This is a genomic window from Hafnia sp. (assembly GCF_036648275.1).
GTDB classification, from domain to species: Bacteria; Pseudomonadota; Gammaproteobacteria; order Enterobacterales; family Enterobacteriaceae; genus Hafnia; species Hafnia alvei.
Window position 1 is genome coordinate 1 of sequence record NZ_JAVXIQ010000010.1, and the last position, 15,900, is coordinate 15,900.

The 15,900-nt window shown below is 47.2% G+C and carries 21 protein-coding genes; 4 read left to right on the top strand and 17 right to left on the bottom strand.

Translation table 11 applies throughout. From position 1 onward, the window contains the following. Positions 1–1,018, bottom strand: a 1,018-nt coding sequence (locus RSC70_RS10910) for a phage major capsid protein, P2 family (protein ID WP_332542413.1), incomplete at its 3' end; no start/stop codon positions are given. Positions 1,019–1,033: 15 nt separating this feature from the next. Further along, complete coding sequence (locus RSC70_RS10915; protein ID WP_332542415.1) at positions 1,034–1,861, bottom strand: GPO family capsid scaffolding protein; 828 nt, start codon at positions 1,859–1,861, stop codon at positions 1,034–1,036. Positions 1,862–2,004: 143 nt separating this feature from the next. On the opposite strand from RSC70_RS10915, the gene RSC70_RS10920 reads away from it, so the two are divergent. Both RSC70_RS10920 and RSC70_RS10925 read left to right on the top strand, forming a co-directional pair. Beyond that, positions 2,005–3,777, top strand: coding sequence for a terminase ATPase subunit family protein (locus RSC70_RS10920; protein WP_332542416.1), 1,773 nt, complete (start codon positions 2,005–2,007; stop codon positions 3,775–3,777). 3 nt (positions 3,778–3,780) lie between these two features. Continuing rightward, positions 3,781–4,815 (top strand): phage portal protein, encoded by a 1,035-nt coding sequence (locus tag RSC70_RS10925; protein ID WP_332542417.1) that lies wholly within the window; start codon positions 3,781–3,783, stop codon positions 4,813–4,815. 49 nt (positions 4,816–4,864) lie between these two features. Here RSC70_RS10925 and RSC70_RS10930 read toward each other — a convergent pair whose 3' ends face one another. The 15 genes from RSC70_RS10930 to RSC70_RS11000 all read right to left on the bottom strand — a co-directional run bounded on the left by RSC70_RS10930 (position 4,865) and on the right by RSC70_RS11000 (position 13,755). Then, positions 4,865–5,203 (bottom strand): STAS-like domain-containing protein, encoded by a 339-nt coding sequence (locus tag RSC70_RS10930; RefSeq protein ID WP_332542418.1) that lies wholly within the window; start codon positions 5,201–5,203, stop codon positions 4,865–4,867. After that, positions 5,203–6,177, bottom strand: a complete 975-nt coding sequence (locus RSC70_RS10935) for a hypothetical protein (RefSeq protein WP_332542419.1) — start codon at positions 6,175–6,177, stop codon at positions 5,203–5,205. Before RSC70_RS10935 ends, RSC70_RS10930 begins: the two co-directional genes overlap by 1 nt. A 263-nt stretch (positions 6,178–6,440) precedes the next feature. Further along, positions 6,441–7,091 carry a hypothetical protein gene (locus tag RSC70_RS10940; protein ID WP_332542420.1) on the bottom strand — a complete coding sequence of 217 codons (651 nt, stop codon included), beginning with the start codon at positions 7,089–7,091 and terminating at the stop codon, positions 6,441–6,443. 92 nt (positions 7,092–7,183) lie between these two features. Further along, the gene (locus RSC70_RS10945) at positions 7,184–7,426 is read right to left on the bottom strand and encodes a hypothetical protein (RefSeq protein ID WP_332542421.1); all 243 of its coding nucleotides are present in this window, start codon (positions 7,424–7,426) and stop codon (positions 7,184–7,186) included. A gap of 10 nt (positions 7,427–7,436) precedes the next feature. Continuing rightward, on the bottom strand, positions 7,437–7,676 hold the full coding sequence (locus RSC70_RS10950) for a DinI-like family protein (protein ID WP_130974404.1): 240 nt from the start codon (positions 7,674–7,676) through the stop codon (positions 7,437–7,439). 36 nt (positions 7,677–7,712) lie between these two features. Further along, positions 7,713–7,910, bottom strand: a complete 198-nt coding sequence (locus RSC70_RS10955) for a hypothetical protein (protein WP_070714860.1) — start codon at positions 7,908–7,910, stop codon at positions 7,713–7,715. Positions 7,911–8,083: 173 nt separating this feature from the next. Then, positions 8,084–10,561: a replication endonuclease gene (locus tag RSC70_RS10960; protein WP_332542422.1), complete on the bottom strand. Its 2,478-nt coding sequence runs from the start codon at positions 10,559–10,561 to the stop codon at positions 8,084–8,086. Next, complete coding sequence (locus RSC70_RS10965) at positions 10,558–11,040, bottom strand: hypothetical protein (RefSeq protein WP_332542424.1); 483 nt, start codon at positions 11,038–11,040, stop codon at positions 10,558–10,560. The genes RSC70_RS10960 and RSC70_RS10965 overlap by 4 nt, the downstream gene beginning before the upstream one ends. Then, positions 11,033–11,944: a DNA adenine methylase gene (locus RSC70_RS10970; protein WP_332542425.1), complete on the bottom strand. Its 912-nt coding sequence runs from the start codon at positions 11,942–11,944 to the stop codon at positions 11,033–11,035. Before RSC70_RS10970 ends, RSC70_RS10965 begins: the two co-directional genes overlap by 8 nt. Continuing rightward, positions 11,941–12,168, bottom strand: coding sequence for a TraR/DksA family transcriptional regulator (locus RSC70_RS10975; protein ID WP_130974401.1), 228 nt, complete (start codon positions 12,166–12,168; stop codon positions 11,941–11,943). The genes RSC70_RS10970 and RSC70_RS10975 overlap by 4 nt, the downstream gene beginning before the upstream one ends. Then, positions 12,168–12,392 carry a DUF2732 family protein gene (locus RSC70_RS10980; RefSeq protein WP_070714871.1) on the bottom strand — a complete coding sequence of 75 codons (225 nt, stop codon included), beginning with the start codon at positions 12,390–12,392 and terminating at the stop codon, positions 12,168–12,170. Before RSC70_RS10980 ends, RSC70_RS10975 begins: the two co-directional genes overlap by 1 nt. A 64-nt stretch (positions 12,393–12,456) precedes the next feature. Continuing rightward, a complete protein-coding gene (locus RSC70_RS10985) occupies positions 12,457–12,798 on the bottom strand; it encodes a DUF5347 family protein (RefSeq protein WP_131000506.1) in 342 nt (113 codons plus the stop codon). Further along, positions 12,762–12,959, bottom strand: a complete 198-nt coding sequence (locus RSC70_RS10990) for a phage filamentation protein Fil family protein (protein ID WP_227660092.1) — start codon at positions 12,957–12,959, stop codon at positions 12,762–12,764. Before RSC70_RS10990 ends, RSC70_RS10985 begins: the two co-directional genes overlap by 37 nt. Before the next feature lie 7 nt (positions 12,960–12,966). After that, a complete protein-coding gene (locus tag RSC70_RS10995) occupies positions 12,967–13,482 on the bottom strand; it encodes a phage regulatory CII family protein (RefSeq protein WP_070714875.1) in 516 nt (171 codons plus the stop codon). A 36-nt stretch (positions 13,483–13,518) separates the two neighbouring features. After that, positions 13,519–13,755, bottom strand: a complete 237-nt coding sequence (locus tag RSC70_RS11000; protein WP_332542427.1) for a regulator — start codon at positions 13,753–13,755, stop codon at positions 13,519–13,521. A 98-nt stretch (positions 13,756–13,853) separates the two neighbouring features. Here RSC70_RS11000 and RSC70_RS11005 point away from each other — a divergent pair, with 98 nt between their 5' ends. Next, on the top strand, positions 13,854–14,468 hold the full coding sequence (locus tag RSC70_RS11005) for a phage repressor protein CI (protein ID WP_332542428.1): 615 nt from the start codon (positions 13,854–13,856) through the stop codon (positions 14,466–14,468). A gap of 257 nt (positions 14,469–14,725) precedes the next feature. Next, entirely contained in the window at positions 14,726–15,739 is a 1,014-nt protein-coding gene (locus tag RSC70_RS11010) for a phage integrase (RefSeq protein WP_332542429.1), read from the top strand. The last annotated feature ends 161 nt before the right edge of the window (positions 15,740–15,900 follow it).

Below are 15,900 nucleotides of genomic sequence, written 5' to 3' on the forward strand. Positions count from 1 at the left end.
TCACGATATTTTCAATCAGCGCCACGCAGCGGTAATCCTCTACCACATAGGCTTCGTTGACCGATTCAAGGTTTTCGATACGGTCACGTTTTGGATTATCAATCACCGAGCGGCGGCGGGTGTCTTCTTGCCAGTAGATAGACAGGTTATCCAGTCGGGTGATCATCAACGCATTCGGCGGGAAGTATGGCGCACGTACCGCTTGCAGTCCGCCCATGCGTTTCTGGCTAATGATCATATCCGCGGCTAGCGCTTCACTGTTTTCCTGCTCTTTGTTGACCAGCGGGAAATACTTGTCAGCAAGTAGAGCACGGCCACAAATCACCACCAGACCATCATCATCCTGATAAACCGGATCGATAATCTCATCAACGGCGTTCATCACCAGCGCGTCAAGGTTGGCATAGGTGCCACCTTTACCCACATTAATGACGTCCTTCACGCTGCCATCTTCGTCCGTCACGCCTGCCATGACGTGCGCCGGTGCGTCTTTGCGGATCTTTTCCAGCCAACCCACGTTCACATCCTGCAGCATGGTGTTTTCCGCACGATTAGAGGTTTTTTCGCGCTTCAAGCCGTTAAACCCGATCATGATGCGGTCCAGTGCCTGACGCTTGATAATGGCGTTACGGATACGCAGCTGGAAGTCTTGGAACTTGGCCCACATATCCAATTTGGCGTAAGTCAGCGCGGTGTCGAAATTGGTCTGCTCACACTTGTACTCAATATCACTGAACGCCGTCGGGTCGGTGGGTTCGCGCTCTTTGTCTGCGGTATTGGTGGTGCCTGCAATGGTGGTCCCGACGCCCAGACCGAGCAGCTGGCCCGATTGTTCCGGCACAGGGACAACATTGACCAAGGTCAGGAAAGCGGCGGACTGCTGGATCTCATCTTCCAGCGTCTGGTTCACCGTCGGCTCTACGGTGAACTTGGCGGACAGGTCGTCCATTGCCACACCGTTGAGTTCCGCCAATCGGCTTAGAAAGGCGTTAAAAGCAAAGCGGGTATTCTTTTTCATGCAGATGTTGCTCCGTTAGCAGTTAGTTTGTTCTGACGCGGAATGACTGCCACCGGCAGAGAATGGACGGCGATTTTGATTGCCGTCTTCGTTACTCAGGCGCGTGGTCAGGTCGTCCAACTTCTGGCCGTACTCCGCCAGCCGTTCTTCCAGCTCGCCCACTTTGGCAACCTCTGCGGATAAAGTGGCGACCTGCTCCGCCGTTCCCTGCGTTTCCTTCGCGCACAGCTCTACCGCCTTATGCACGTTGTTAAAGCGGGCTTCGTCGCTCACCTGCTTTTTACTAAAGATGTCCATAACGCGGTTGAAGATGTTGGGCTTCGATTCCCCCACCTCTTCGAACTCAATCACGGTTTCTTCTGCCACGGTGAACAGGTTGTGCGGGTTGGCTTTACGCTGGGCTAGCGTGCTTTCACCGCTGGCGCTAAAGCTCAGACGCTGGGTGCCAAGACTGGCGGGATCGTCAGTGACGGCAAGGCCGACCAAGTAAGCAAAGCCAAAGTCTGAAAACTCGGGATCAACCTCCATCGAGGTATAAACCTTTTGGCTTTTCTTATTGAGTGCGACCAGCTCCGGCGTGGGTTCGATTTCGGCATACAGCGCCATGCGTCCAGCCAGCGCACCGTCTTCAATCTCTTCGGCAAAAAGTCCGGTGACATCGCCATAACGGCCAAATGAACCATCGGGGGAATAGGATTTGATGTGCTCAACGTTAACCCGTGCGCCATAGACCTCTGGGTCATAGTTTTCCGCCATCTGGGTCAGCCATTCGCGCTGGATTTTGCGGCCGTCAGTGGTTGCCCCCTCCACCCCGACACGAAAACGCTTTGATTTTGTTGCCATCTGTCAGGCTCCATTCTTGTGAACGTATTAGAGCCACTATGTTTGCGGTGATGGGGGTATGGAGACAACGCGGGGGAATTGTGGGGACGCTGGCACAATCAGCGGCAGCGGTGCAGGCGTGATTGGGTCGGTAATCTGGCCGCATGAATACAACAACGGTAAAAACTGACCTCGATCCCCGCCGTCAGGCTATGTTCCTGTACTTTCAGGGGTTACGCATCGCCCGCATTGCTGAAATGCTGGGAGAGAAGCCTGCAACCGTACACAGTTGGAAAAAGCGTGACAAGTGGGGCGACATTGGACCACTGGATCAGATGCAGCTGACTACCGCCGCACGCTATTGCCAGCTCGTTATGAAGGAGCAGAAAGAAGGAAAAGACTTTAAAGAAATTGACCTGCTGGCGCGCCAGTCCGAGCGCCACGCCCGCATTGGTAAATTTAACAACGGCGGTAATGAAGCCGATCTGAATCCCAAAATCCGTAGCCGAAATAGCGGCGAGCGCAAGCAACCTGAAAAGAACGCGTTCACTGATGAGCAGTTGGAAAAGCTGCAGCAAATATTCCATGAAACGCTGTTTGATTACCAAAAGCACTGGTATCGAGCAGGTATCGATCCCGATATTCGTATTCGTAACCTGCTCAAATCGCGCCAGATTGGAGCCACCTACTATTTTGCCCGTGAAGCGTTACTGGATGCGCTGACCACGGGCCGCAATCAGATTTTCTTGTCCGCCAGTAAAGCGCAGGCGCACGTATTTAAACAATACATTATCGAATTTGCCCAAGAAGTGGACGTGGAATTGAAAGGCGATCCCATGACGCTGGGCAATGGGGCCTGCCTGTATTTTCTCGGCACTAACGCCCGCACCGCGCAGAGCTACCACGGCAATCTGTATCTGGATGAGTATTTTTGGATACCGAAATTCCAAGAGCTACGCAAAGTGGCATCGGGCATGGCGTTGCATAAGAAATGGCGTCAGACCTATTTTTCTACCCCTTCCAGCCTCACCCACAGCGCCTACCCGTTTTGGTCGGGTGCCTTGTATAACCGTGGGCGCGCAAAAGCAGACCGCGTAGACATTGACCTAACCCACAACCATCTGGCGCGCGGCGTTCTCTGCCCTGATGGGCAATATCGTCAGATTGTCACCGTAGAAGATGCGGTAAACGGCGGTTGTAACCTGTTCGACCTCGACCAGCTGCGCCTTGAATACAGCCCGCCAGAATATCAAAACCTGTTGATGTGCGACTTTATCGACGATCTGGCCTCGGTGTTTCCGCTGGCCGATCTGCAGGCGTGCATGGTGGACAGTTGGGAAGTGTGGGACGACGTACAGCCGCTGGCGATCCGGCCCTTCGGTTATAACCCCGTATGGATCGGCTATGACCCCGCCAAAGGGACGGCCAACGGTGATAGCGCCGGTTGCGTTGTCGTGGCTCCGCCACCTGTTGCCGGTGGCAAGTTCCGCATTCTGGAGCGTTTCCAATGGCGCGGCATGGACTTCCGTGCACAAGCTGAATCTATCCGCCAACTGACTGATATCTATAACGTGACCTATATCGGCATTGACTCCACCGGCATCGGTCACGGGGTCTATGAAAACGTGAAAGCCTTCTTCCCTGCCGCGCGGGAGTTTGTTTACAACCCGAATGTAAAAAATGAACTGGTCCTGAAAGCCTACGACGTGATAAGCCACCGCCGTCTGGAATTCGACGCTGGACACACCGACATAGCCCAATCGTTTATGGCGATCCGTAAATCCGTCACCGCCAGTGGCAACCGCCCGACCTATGAAGCAAGTCGCAGTGAAGAAGCCAGCCACGCCGATCTGGCGTGGGCCACCATGCACGCCTTACACCATGAACCGCTGGAAGGCATGACCGCCACTAACACCAATATTGTGGAGATTTTCTAACTCATGAGCCGTAAGCATAAAATCAAAACCCAGCCAGTGGTCACCGCCACCCAGCAAGCACCGGCAGCAGAAGCCTTCACCTTTGGCGACCCGATCCCTGTACTGGACCGCCGAGAATTATTGGATTATCTGGAATGCTCCCGCGTCGAACAATGGTATGAACCGCCGATTAGTCTGGATGGGCTAGCACGTACGTTCCGCGCAGCAACACATCACAGCTCGGCCATTTACGTAAAACGCAATATTCTGACCAGCACCTTCATTCCGCATAAGCTACTTAGCCAGCAGGCATTCAGCCGCTTTGCGCTGGATTATCTGGTGTTCGGCAATGCCTATCTGGAAAAGCGGAAAAATCGACTTGGTGACACGCTTTCGCTAGAGCCTACGCTGGCAAAATACATGCGCCGAGGTGTCGATCTCGATACTTACTGGTTTGCCCAATATGGCTTTAACACCCAGCCGTACTCGTTTGAAACCGGCTCAGTATTTCATCTGTTCGAACCCGACCTAAACCAAGAAATTTATGGACTACCCGAATATCTGGCAGCTATCCCGTCGGCGCTGCTCAATGAGTCCGCCACCCTATTCCGCCGCAAGTATTACCTGAACGGAAGCCATGCAGGCTTCATCATGTATATGAGCGACCCCGCACAAAACCAGTCTGATGTGGACAATATCCGTACCGCATTAAAGCAGTCGAAAGGACCCGGCAATTTCCGTAATTTGTTTATGTATTCGCCCAGCGGGAAAAAAGACGGCATTCAGATCATCCCACTCAGTGAAGTGGCCGCAAAAGATGAATTCCTAAACATCAAGAACGTCAGCCGTGACGACATGCTGGCCGCTCACCGCGTTCCACCGCAAATGATGGGGATAATGCCTAATAACGTAGGAGGATTTGGGGATGTTGGTAAAGCCAGTAAAGTATTTGTGCGCAATGAACTGATGCCACTGCAGCGGCAAATGCTAGAGCTAAACACATGGGTAGGGGAAGAAGTGATCCGCTTTGAAGCTTATGCCTTAAATATTCAGGAATAAAATAGAAAAAAGGCGCCCATCTGGGGCGCCTTTTCATTCTGATAAAGTATCAGCAAAGAGCATACAGGCTATCAAATCCAACAGAATGCACCTTCTTTGATGCTATCTCATTACTACGACGTTGAATCACTTTTGCAATACTTTTCAAAATTGAAGGGGATGCGTTCCGAATTTTTACTTGACTCAAAACCTTGGTAATACCGAACTTAACAACCAGTACACCAAAAATCTCATCAGAGTATGACTCGGAAATTGAATAAACTCCGCTTAAATCTAAATCGACAGAGTCCCCATCATTTATAAAAACTTCAATCTTGTGCCGTTGGTGGATAGCCTGATTGCGCGAAGCCAGGTCACCCTCGGGCAACTTGTATGCGATTTTATTCATTACTCTCCTCCTAACGCCCGCAGGATTTCCATAAGCTGAGGGTCATTCTCTTCGTTATCTTTATCAGCTGCCAGTTCATGAATCTTAAAGCGGCACGAAATAGCTACACCCTGCCACTCGTTACGTAATTCAGTGTAGCTCACTTCATCACCAGTTGCCTCTAAGCATACATTTCCTGTAGCCAGTTGCAATTCCCCATTATAAGTTTTTACCAATTTCATCAAGTGATACAATCCAAGCCCTTGATGATTATTGTCTTTTTCTTTTACCGCAACACCGTTACCAAACATATTTCCCCCGATGAAGTCTTGGGGGAGCTGCTGCGCCCAATCGTCCTGTAAGTCAGCGTGCTTAGAGGAATGCCCTTCCTGAATACACCATTCGATCGCATTCTGATGCGTTTCAATATTGGGTATACCTGCACGCCGCAATTCCCTTAGAAATCCGAATCCACAATCAGCCAAAGAGAACTCTAAAAAATGCTCTCTTTTTTGCGTATAGGGCACTGCATACCGCTGTGCAAAAGAGAAGCCAGTCGATTTGCCATGCGACCATACGTTGTCGTGAAGTTCACCGATAACATGCGTAAGATCCGTAAGTCCTTTAGGGTACTCAGTTGGGCCACGATCAGGGAACGTTAATTTCCTCACGCAACTGTTGATGCTGCTAGTTGCAATATCAACAGCTTCTACGTTTGTTAACGCAGTGACAAGGCTATAATTTCGTCCGACGTTAACACGCTCTTGCTGGTATTGGTCTTCCCCCCAAAGCGCCCCCTGCAGATTTATAGCGCGCATATAATCAGGAGAAGGTAACGTGCAATCATCTTCTGTAATTTTATGGTGATTCACATACGCAGCTAAAACCGTTATGAAACCGGGATGGCAATGATTATTCGGCAAATGCAGCATGTTAGTTTCTTTTTGATGGAAAGCAGCTGTATGCAAAATACCATCCTTTAATCCTAATCCCATTCGCTGAGCCTTTTTTGATCATTTTTGCTCATGATATAACTTAGGCGTTTACAGGGCAAAGCTAAACCGTAGATATTGTCGGAGACGGCAGCTGATTTTCATCATTTCTACCGGTTGCGCGCTCTCGTATCCCCGCCACGCCTGCCCGCTTGATCTATGGCTTTTCATGCAATTGCATGAACTCTGCCAGCCCGCACCAGCAATGGAGCCTGCAGACGTTTTAGATCCATTTTCGCTCATGCAGATCCATGCAGGTAAATGCGTTATTGTATTTTTCTATCTTGTAAAAAATCTTGGTAAGCTTTTAGAATAAGGTGTTGAACATCTGCAGAAAGACGAACTTTATATTCTTTGGTTGTTGAATAGATAACAAGTTCAGGAACTCCTATATTCCCATCCTCGAATTTTTCCTCTACCAAGGTGAAAAAAGCCCAATTATGCGGAATGTTAAAGCGGAAAAGGAATGAATGGTTTTGACCTCTATCTGACAGAACTACCCTTTCACGTCTTACGTTTATGTTAATCAGATCCATATCAAATTCATGTGCTTTATTCGTTGAAAAACGCATAAACACCCCCTGAATTTCACACCTAACATTATTAACATTGACAACTTTAGCTTCTATTATTTTGATTTCAGTTCCGAACTCATAGAGGCTTTGTGCTGGGGCACGTTTAACGGTAGTGCTTATCTGTTCTGTATTTTCTCTACGGGCCTTCATAGCTAAGAAGAGGGAAACAACGACGGCCAAAATAGTACCAAAAGCAGAAAACCACGAGCCAAGCATTGATAGAAAAGGGATTGTGATATCCTTAAACTCAGGTACATCAACTATGCCAAACCTAACGTATCCCAACAAACATCCGGCAGCAAACGCTGCAATAATAGCTACTAACCAGATAATGATCTTCAAACTAATTTCCTACCTTTATTTTTTATAACTAAATATTTTTCTGACATCATATACATTAAGGACCGCTATATGCAGTCCTTATTTTCAGTAAGTTACCATGCGGCACGGTTAAATTGGTGATAAGTGTGCAGCCCGTTTTTGTCCTCTTCGAAAATCGCCCATCCTAATTTATATTGTCGAATGTAACCATTAACAATCGCAGGACTCACATCCTCATAATCCAAGTTTCGTGCAGCATTCAGGATTGATTTAATTTTTACTACTCTGCGCCCATTACTTTGGTGCTCGATAACAGAGTTAAAAATCATCTCAATACGGTCTAGATGTCTCGGCATAAATTCCCCACTAATTCACCGGCACCCAGCTGTCATCCTCCCAAATTTCTTGGATTATCGACTGGATAGATTGATATTCTGTTTCGTCTTTGGTGCCCGTCACCTGCAGCAATGTGCTGCTACTGCTGGCAACACGAAAACGCGCATTTGGGAATTGCGGACTAATTTTCTTTTGTAGTTCATTAGCAAGCGCGGCCATAACAGGCTGCGACACCTTAGCCTGTTTATCAAAAAGGACCTCTACTCTCATGCTCCCCCCTCGATTTATTGCATAGCATATTTGAATTTACTGGTACGACACTGGCGCTCTTCGGCGTTCTTCATCGTCATAATTATCCAGCTTGTCGATCAGCTGCGTGGTCAGTTCATTAATCCAGACCAGTGCCAGTTCTTTATCATCCCCACTACATACGTCCATCGACACAACCCGTGCGATGAGTTGGATACGCTGCAATGCGAGAGACTCCGTGAGAAGATCAGACACAATTCCTCCCTCTTCACTATTTACTGTGTATTTATACAGTATATCAATAGATTTTAAACGGGAAGAAGTTTTTGACCAAAATATGATACCGATTAAGAGTTACCGTAAATAATCCCCATCTGTTCACGGGGATTTAACGAATAGACAACGTAATAGCCTGTTAGATAACCGCTTTATCTTCGGCTACATACTATTAGCTTTTGAATTTTGCTCAGATTAATACGTGCTTTCTCTAACCTTTCTTTATCAGCAACACTTTGACTCTGTTCTGCTTGTTCCCTGACATAATCGGCCAAATAGCGTTTAAGACATTTTTGTTGATGGCGCATATTAGCGACATTGCCGCGCTGGTCGATCATCTCAGCAATCTTGAGAGTTTGCCGTTTATCTTTCGCCTTGCGCTGAAAAATTGCCCCCGTACTATCTCCTCGATAGATTGCATCCCCCACCTGAACGGTGTGGCCTGATGCCATGCGCCATGCTTCTGTTTGTGTCAGTTCTATGCCGTAAATCGCCATATCCTCTGTAATTCTTCCCATGGCATCACCTGCAGCGGCCAATGCAGCCGCTCTTTTTTTCATACGGCGTTGAATAGTTGCGGCGGATTTACGGTGCGCCTCTTCCAAGTCAGGGCTATCCGTAAAGCCTTCACGCTGATTTTTCGGTTTAATTCGACCTTCGGCCCTAATTCTGCGCAACATCTGCCGCCGTTCTTTCGGGGTAATGTTGTCAAAATCCAGCGTTATCGGTTCTGTTATGTCCGGTGTCGGGTCTAGCGATCCAGATCCTCCCGTACAGTTATTGACAGAACTCCGAGAGGGCGCAGGAGCGCCCAAAAGGTCAACGGCCAAATCAAGGGCACGCTTCGGCACAATCTTCCACTGCACCGTGCGGGTAATAATTGGGATGTCCATGCCAACAGAAGGAGAGAAAACACCTTTAATGCGTGTCGTTTCTTCGCCGTACTCGTTCAAATCCTCAGCCTGTTCGTAATAAGTACGCACCACCAGATCGTCACGGCGAACAAATGGACCACCCTGCGCGTTGATATATCCCGCCCAGTCGCCCACATCAGCCGCATCATGCACAGCCGCAAACTCAACGCTTAGACCAAGCGCAGTTTCAGAATCAGCCATGCGACGCAGTTCACGATAAACCGATACCGGCGCACCACCGATAAACTGAAACTGACGGATACGCCAACGTGTAGCCCAAGCCGATACGGCGGGGGCCATTTCTTTTAACGGCTGTTTGGTTTCGTCGTCCAGCTCATCGTCTAGCGCGAAACCATCAATGTTTTTACTGATGTATTTCGCCACATAACCGGTAGCACTGCCTTTATTAGGGTCGATGGCTTCCGCATGAAAACGGGCTTTTCTGGCTTTATCGCTGTTCAGTTCTTTGCTGTCTTCTTTAAGGGCATAATCACGCAAAATCTCACGCACGCGATCCACGTTTTCTGGCTCCATAAACATCAACATGTGCCAGTGTGGGGTCCCATCATGATGGGGTTCGGCAACGCGAATGCCGAAAATCCGCAAGTCTTCACGATGCAACTTGGCTCGTACACGTTCCCATACGCTACGTAGATAACGCTGCGTATCGGCAGGGCTTGAGCCATCCCACTTACTATTGCTGTAACCGGCCTTGGTGGTAGCGTGATACTTAGACGGCGCTGTCAGGGTGTAAAACTCCCCGATATAACCGAGTTGATTGCAGATGTTTTCAAAACCACGGATACGCGTCATAAGCTCACAGCGTTGCACCGCAGGGTTAGACACACTCGCATCATATTTGTCGATCAGGCTGATGCGGTTGCCTACTTCATCTTCTAACTCCATACCCTTCAAAAACTCTCGGGTACGGCGCTTCTGCTCGCGCCATTCACCAATCGTGGTACGGCTAGCATAAGGACTGCCCTTCTTACTGACGTTACGCAGTGCGATCTGCAGGTGTTCACACCATTCATTCGCCTTACGCCGCAAGTGACTACGCCACCATGTCGGTGACGTCATTTTGTAAATGGCTGTACTGGCTTCTGCTTCAATGAACACTTTATTATTGATGCGATCCCACAGCGGTGGTGTTCGTCCCAACTGAAAAGTGATCGCCGCTGCACGTTGATACATCGCCCAACCCAGACGCAGATCACTGGCCTCTGGCATTTGGTCACTAATAAATCCCAGCTCAAGCCGCATATAAGTAGCCGTGTCTTCCGCCAGCAATTCAACATCTGCGCGGGACATATCAGGGAGTTTATTAAAACGGCCAAACAGGGAGGCATTCCCCTCCATCATTTTTGGCAGGCGGTAGCGCTTAGTGACTAATTCAAGGCGTGGCAATGTGCGCTTAACAAATGAATTGATTAAGTACGCATTGGCTCGCTGAATTCCGTGCAGGCGTTCAAGATTATCAACACGGCGGGAAATATCCCTGCGCACGCAACTGGCCTGCTTCTCCAGTTTTTTATGCGCATGTGACAACGCCGCGATCAGGCGATCACGGCGGTTAGCTTCTTCAATAGCAAGTTCGTAGGCTTCGCTTTGGCTCAGCGGCTTATTTCTAAGCCGCTGGTAAAACTCGTAATACGGTGACTCAATGGCTGGACGTGGTGCGTTCCACGGGTAAGGCCATTCAACTGCATCTTTCATTCAGATTCACCAAAGCAGACAGCAACACGGTGCATAAGTTGCCGCCGCATTTCTTCTGGTGTTGTTGGTTCGCTTGGCTGTCCGAATGCAGAAAAAAAATCATCAATTTCACTCATCACCAAAAACTTCGCATTGGATTGTTGCGGTGCTAAAGGCGCTATGGTGAATAATTCTTTTATTAATGAATCGCGCCATACCCAACTAGATTTATTTGGCTTAGTCAGAAATAGAGGTACCAAACCCGACGCATTTTCTGACGCCCATGCGTAAGGTTTAGATAGCGCTGATACTTCCCCCTTTGCTGCTGACTCAAGACAAACACAAGCAGACTCTAGGAAATAAATGGCACGTTCCATCTCCTCACAATATTTTTCATTTCCAGATTCACCAATAACTGAATTGATGCGCTGAATAGAACTTTCTATATCTAGTCCAGTTTTATCTGCAAACTCAGCTAGTTTTCCAAAATAGTTATCCATGGCATTTCTCTCCTTTAGCAAAATCCACGCCCACCCAAACTTCATCGCCATTCATGTCAATATGCAGAGGCTCAAGGCCTAGCTTAATAATCAACTCGTCAGCAGACTTTCGGCTGCTCCCAACTCCGCCACAGCTACGGCGTACTGTCAGTGGCTGTAAATCACAGTCGGAATAAAGTGACCTTACAGACTGATTATCATTGTTGGACGCAACACAAAAACAGCCAGAGTAAGACAAACGGCGCAACTCACCAGCCAGCTGTGAATGCTGGTCATAATCAAATCCATCTTTGGTGTAAGCAGTAAATTCTTGAGAATGGTTAGAACCGACACTTGAAACAGATGCAGGGAGATAAGGCGGATCGCAATAAACTACATCCCCACTTTTTGCCATCTGCAATGTTTCTTCAAAGCTGGCACAGATAAAGGTGGCCCTCTTTGCTTTCTCTGCGAATGCGCGGATCTCAACTTCTGGGAAGTAGGGATTTTTTAATTTTCCGTAAGGGGTATTAAATTCACCTTTTTTGTTATAGCGACACAGACCATTAAAGCAGTGACGATTTAGATATAAGAAATAAACCGCGCTGGTAAATAAACAGCCGCGATCTAAATTGAATTTATTTCGAACCTTATAGTAAGAAACATCATCCGTGTTGCTTTCGAAAACGCTTTTTAGTTCTTCAATAAAGAACTCCGTGTTTTCCTGAATGACCTGATACATATTAATAAGATCAGGATTCACATCAGCAATAAGATATTGCTCATAATCTGTATTCATCATCACTGAACACGAACCTGCAAACGGCTCTATTAAGCGCTTACCAACAGGCAAGTGCTTTTTTAATTCAGCCATCATGCGGCTCTTACTACCAGCCCAGCGTAAAATCGTTGATTGGGTGCTCATAATGCGACCCCTTTATAGTGTTTACCTTTCAGTTCGTTAATCTCCTGACAAGTCACACAGCAAGAGACTCCAGCAACCGCCAAACGGCGCTGCTCTGGGATAGGCTCGCCACACACTTCACAGATGAACGCAGACGCGCCAACCGTCCGAGCAGTAGCGCTTTTAATCTGGCGTTCTAGGATTTCTTGTTGGCGCTCCTGCGCCATGTCCATTTGGTCAGCCATTAGTGCAACTCCTGCGCCTGATGCTGGATTAATTCACTTTCTTTACGCAGCAGCTCGGCCACCTCAACGTGGTTTAGCTCCTTGCCCTGAATATGGTTTGCCAAGTTCTGCAGACGCGCGGCCATAACTTCGCCACGGTTGCGACGCTCATCCATACGGGCATTGGTCAGTAAAGCTTCCAAATTGAGTTCCACTTTCGTTTCTCTAACTTCTATATTTTTCATTGGTCAATCCTGTTTTTAGATAAAGGGAAGTCCGGCGGGTTTACGCCAGTTTTTTCTTTAAGAGTTAATTAGGCATTGCGAGACGCTTTGGAAATAAACTCACGATTGCCTTTAATTGATTCATTGCACCAATTAATGATTTAATCTCGGCAGACGTCAGTTCACTAAATTCGACATCATGACGATCAGCCGGAATCTTAGCTAAATAAAATATTGCCCCCAATCCGCGCTTATTATCTAAATAGCAGGCATCTGTGGTATCGCGCATATTTAAAATAAAACGCTGCAAATCTTTGCCACCATCATCACCAAATAATTTTCCGCGAATCGCCGCAACATGATTCAAACCTTTAAAGCGATCACCGGCATTTATTTGTACAGTGCGCGCAGCTTCTGTGTTAGCCATGTAACCCCCTTTGTCTTACTTTTCATTGCATCAAGCAGTGACTGCTGATTTCTTGAAGGATGCCAGTGCGTGCCGTTCTGTAATTCAACCCAGCCATGACTTGCATGACATTGACGCGATGGACTCTGACGCTTCAATAATGGCGCTACTGAAATAGTCATAATCACCTCAGTTCATGCCTAACGTCGCACCGATGCCAGTTAAAGCATCAACAGCAGACGATAAGGTGGGATTAGACTGGACACGTGCCTGCATAGTAATTCCGGCCAGCGTTAAGCAGCGAACAGCTGAATTTACAGTGCGCTTAAAGTCAGCAATACGCGCCATATTCATATGACCGCCAGCAACTGTTTCGGCTGCTAATTTGCCTACTTCTGCCGTTGCACTCATCACGTAAACAGGCATTTTTTCGTTTGATATTTCGTTAACCGGCACTGATGGCTGACATTGCATCTGGGCAAGCCATCCATCTAAAAGGGTCGGGTCTTCGGTTTCATCAGTCAGACGCATAAGATCGACGCATGTCAGCTGATGTGGTTGCTCTGGATTTAGTTTGTTGCGCAGCATTTGCTGGCTCATGCTGATACGTTCGGCAATATCGGCAATCTTGCCTTTATGCGTATTGGCAAAAGCCCGACATGCATCATCAAAATGAGATTGTTTGGATTCGCGAAAATCAAACATGGCAGAAGCCTCCTTATCATCCCAAAATGGAACTTATTAGGCTTGCATTGCGACTTCGCAGCCAGAAGCGGCTTCGATTGTCAGCGCAAACATGTTGATTTCGATAAGGCTGTTTACACCGGCTTTTTTCCTGATTGGCAGGCGGTTTTCCTTAATCATTTGGCGAACGTACTTTGGTTTATACCCAGTACGGCGGCAAAACTCTTCAACAGTAATATACGGGGCAGAGACAACCAGATTGATACTGGGCCGCATTGAAATTTGACGACTCATGATGCACTATTCCTCAGTTTGGTATGAAACAACACTATTTGGCACTATAAATACATATTCGGACATCACAAGACCGATGATAGGATCACAAATTAGATATGTCAAACACAAATGAGCTGCAAAAGGGTACCACAAAATTCAACTTTTCATCACAAAGTGGTGGTAGGGACGTTATTACGCGGATTCTAGATGCCTATGGATTCAAAAGCAGACAATCCCTGTGTAATCATTTGGGCGTATCTCAGAGCACAATGGCAAATCGCTGGATGCGTGACACGTTTCCCCATGATTGGGTCATTGCATGTCACCTTGATACAGGCACCTCCGTTTTATGGCTTTCTACGGGATACGGCGACACATCCAAAGTGGATACATCTCCGCAAGAAACCCATTTAGAAATCAGAAACATCACAGATGGGGTTTTAACGAATGGGGGCTACATCACCTATGATCCCACACTGCTTCCCAAACATACTTCATCTCTTTTCGCTGTCACTTTTGAACGTCAGATGTTCATACTCGAAAAATATTCTGGCGAAATCAATGATGGAATGTGGCTAATAAAAATCGACGGCCTCGCAAGCGTAAGGCAGCTATACAGATTCCCGAAAGGTCGCGTAAGAATCGAAAATGGGAAGGCTTCATTTGAGTGTGATGTATCCGAGATACAAATTTTAGGTAAGGTCCTTAGCCAAACAACTTACATGGAGTAATGATGCTAGTTTTTATCGAGATATTGATAGTTCTCATCTGTGGATTTGTAATGGCATATGTGACATCAAAGACAGAAAGTCGCGGGGCAGCATACACATTTATGGCGCTGTGTTTTGGCGGTGCTATCACTATTATTCTATTTTTGTTAGCCCTTTATATTTCGCCATGGGTACAACACATTTATGTTGTTGCTCTTTGTCTAGCGGCTCTATTCAAGATTCAGTCCTATATAAAGTTTGTAGAAAAGAATTAGATTATGGCCGTAAGCAAACTAGCATCAGGCAAATGGCAGGCCCAAATATTTCCGAACGGTAGAGATGGCAAACGTATCCGGCGCCAATTTGCAACCAAGGGAGAAGCCCAAGCCTTTGAGCGGTTCATAAAAGAACAATCTCAGGATAAACCATGGCTTGGCGAGAAATCAGATAAACGACGCTTAATTGATTTAGTCTACACATGGTTCAATGCACACGGTATCACCCTCTCTGATGGAGAAAAGCGAAAATCTTCTATGGAGTTTGCATGTGCAGCAATGGGCAACCCACTAGCCACTGAGTTCACAGCTAAAATATTTTCTGCATATAGAGAACAACGCCTATCAGGCCGGATCACACGTTCAAATAGAGTCAAAACAGTAACACCAAGAACAGTGAATCTTGAGCTAGCATATTTCCGAGCAGTATTTAACGAACTCCGCCGGTTAGATGAATGGACTGCACCAAATCCCCTCGATAACGTTCGAGAGTTCAGGATCGCAGAGTCCGAAATGTCATATCTCACTATGGATGATATTAGATCACTGCTAAATGAATGTGAAAATAGCAGATCTCAGGATTTAGTTGCTGTTGTTAAAATATGTCTAGCTACTGGTGCTCGTTGGGGAGAAGCAGAAAGCCTCAAAGGGAACCAAATCCGCGCTGGAAAAATTATTTTCATCAAAACTAAGGGCAAGAAAAACCGAGCAGTTCCAGTCACTGACGAATTACTTGAGCAACTGCCTGCGACGCGAAGAGCCAAACCACTATTTGGCTCCTGTTACGCAGCTTTTCGTTCCGCGCTAAGAAGAGCTGGAATTGAAACACCCGCTGGCCAACTAACACACATTTTGCGGCATACATTTGCGTCACATTTTATGATGAACGGCGGAAATATTTTGGTTCTCCAGAGAATACTTGGTCATACAGATATAAAAGTAACTATGCGCTATGCGCACTTCGCGCCAGATCATCTTTCAGAAGCTAAGGCACTGAATCCATTATCACGACTATAATTGGCAGCAAAGTGGCAGCAGAGCGCGGTACTATATGGATATATTAAGACCTATTCAGAAACATTAATTAGTTACAAATCAGTAAGTTATTGATTTATATATATCAAATTTCGGACTCATAATCGCTTGGTCGCTGGTTCAAGTCCAGCAGGGGCCACCAA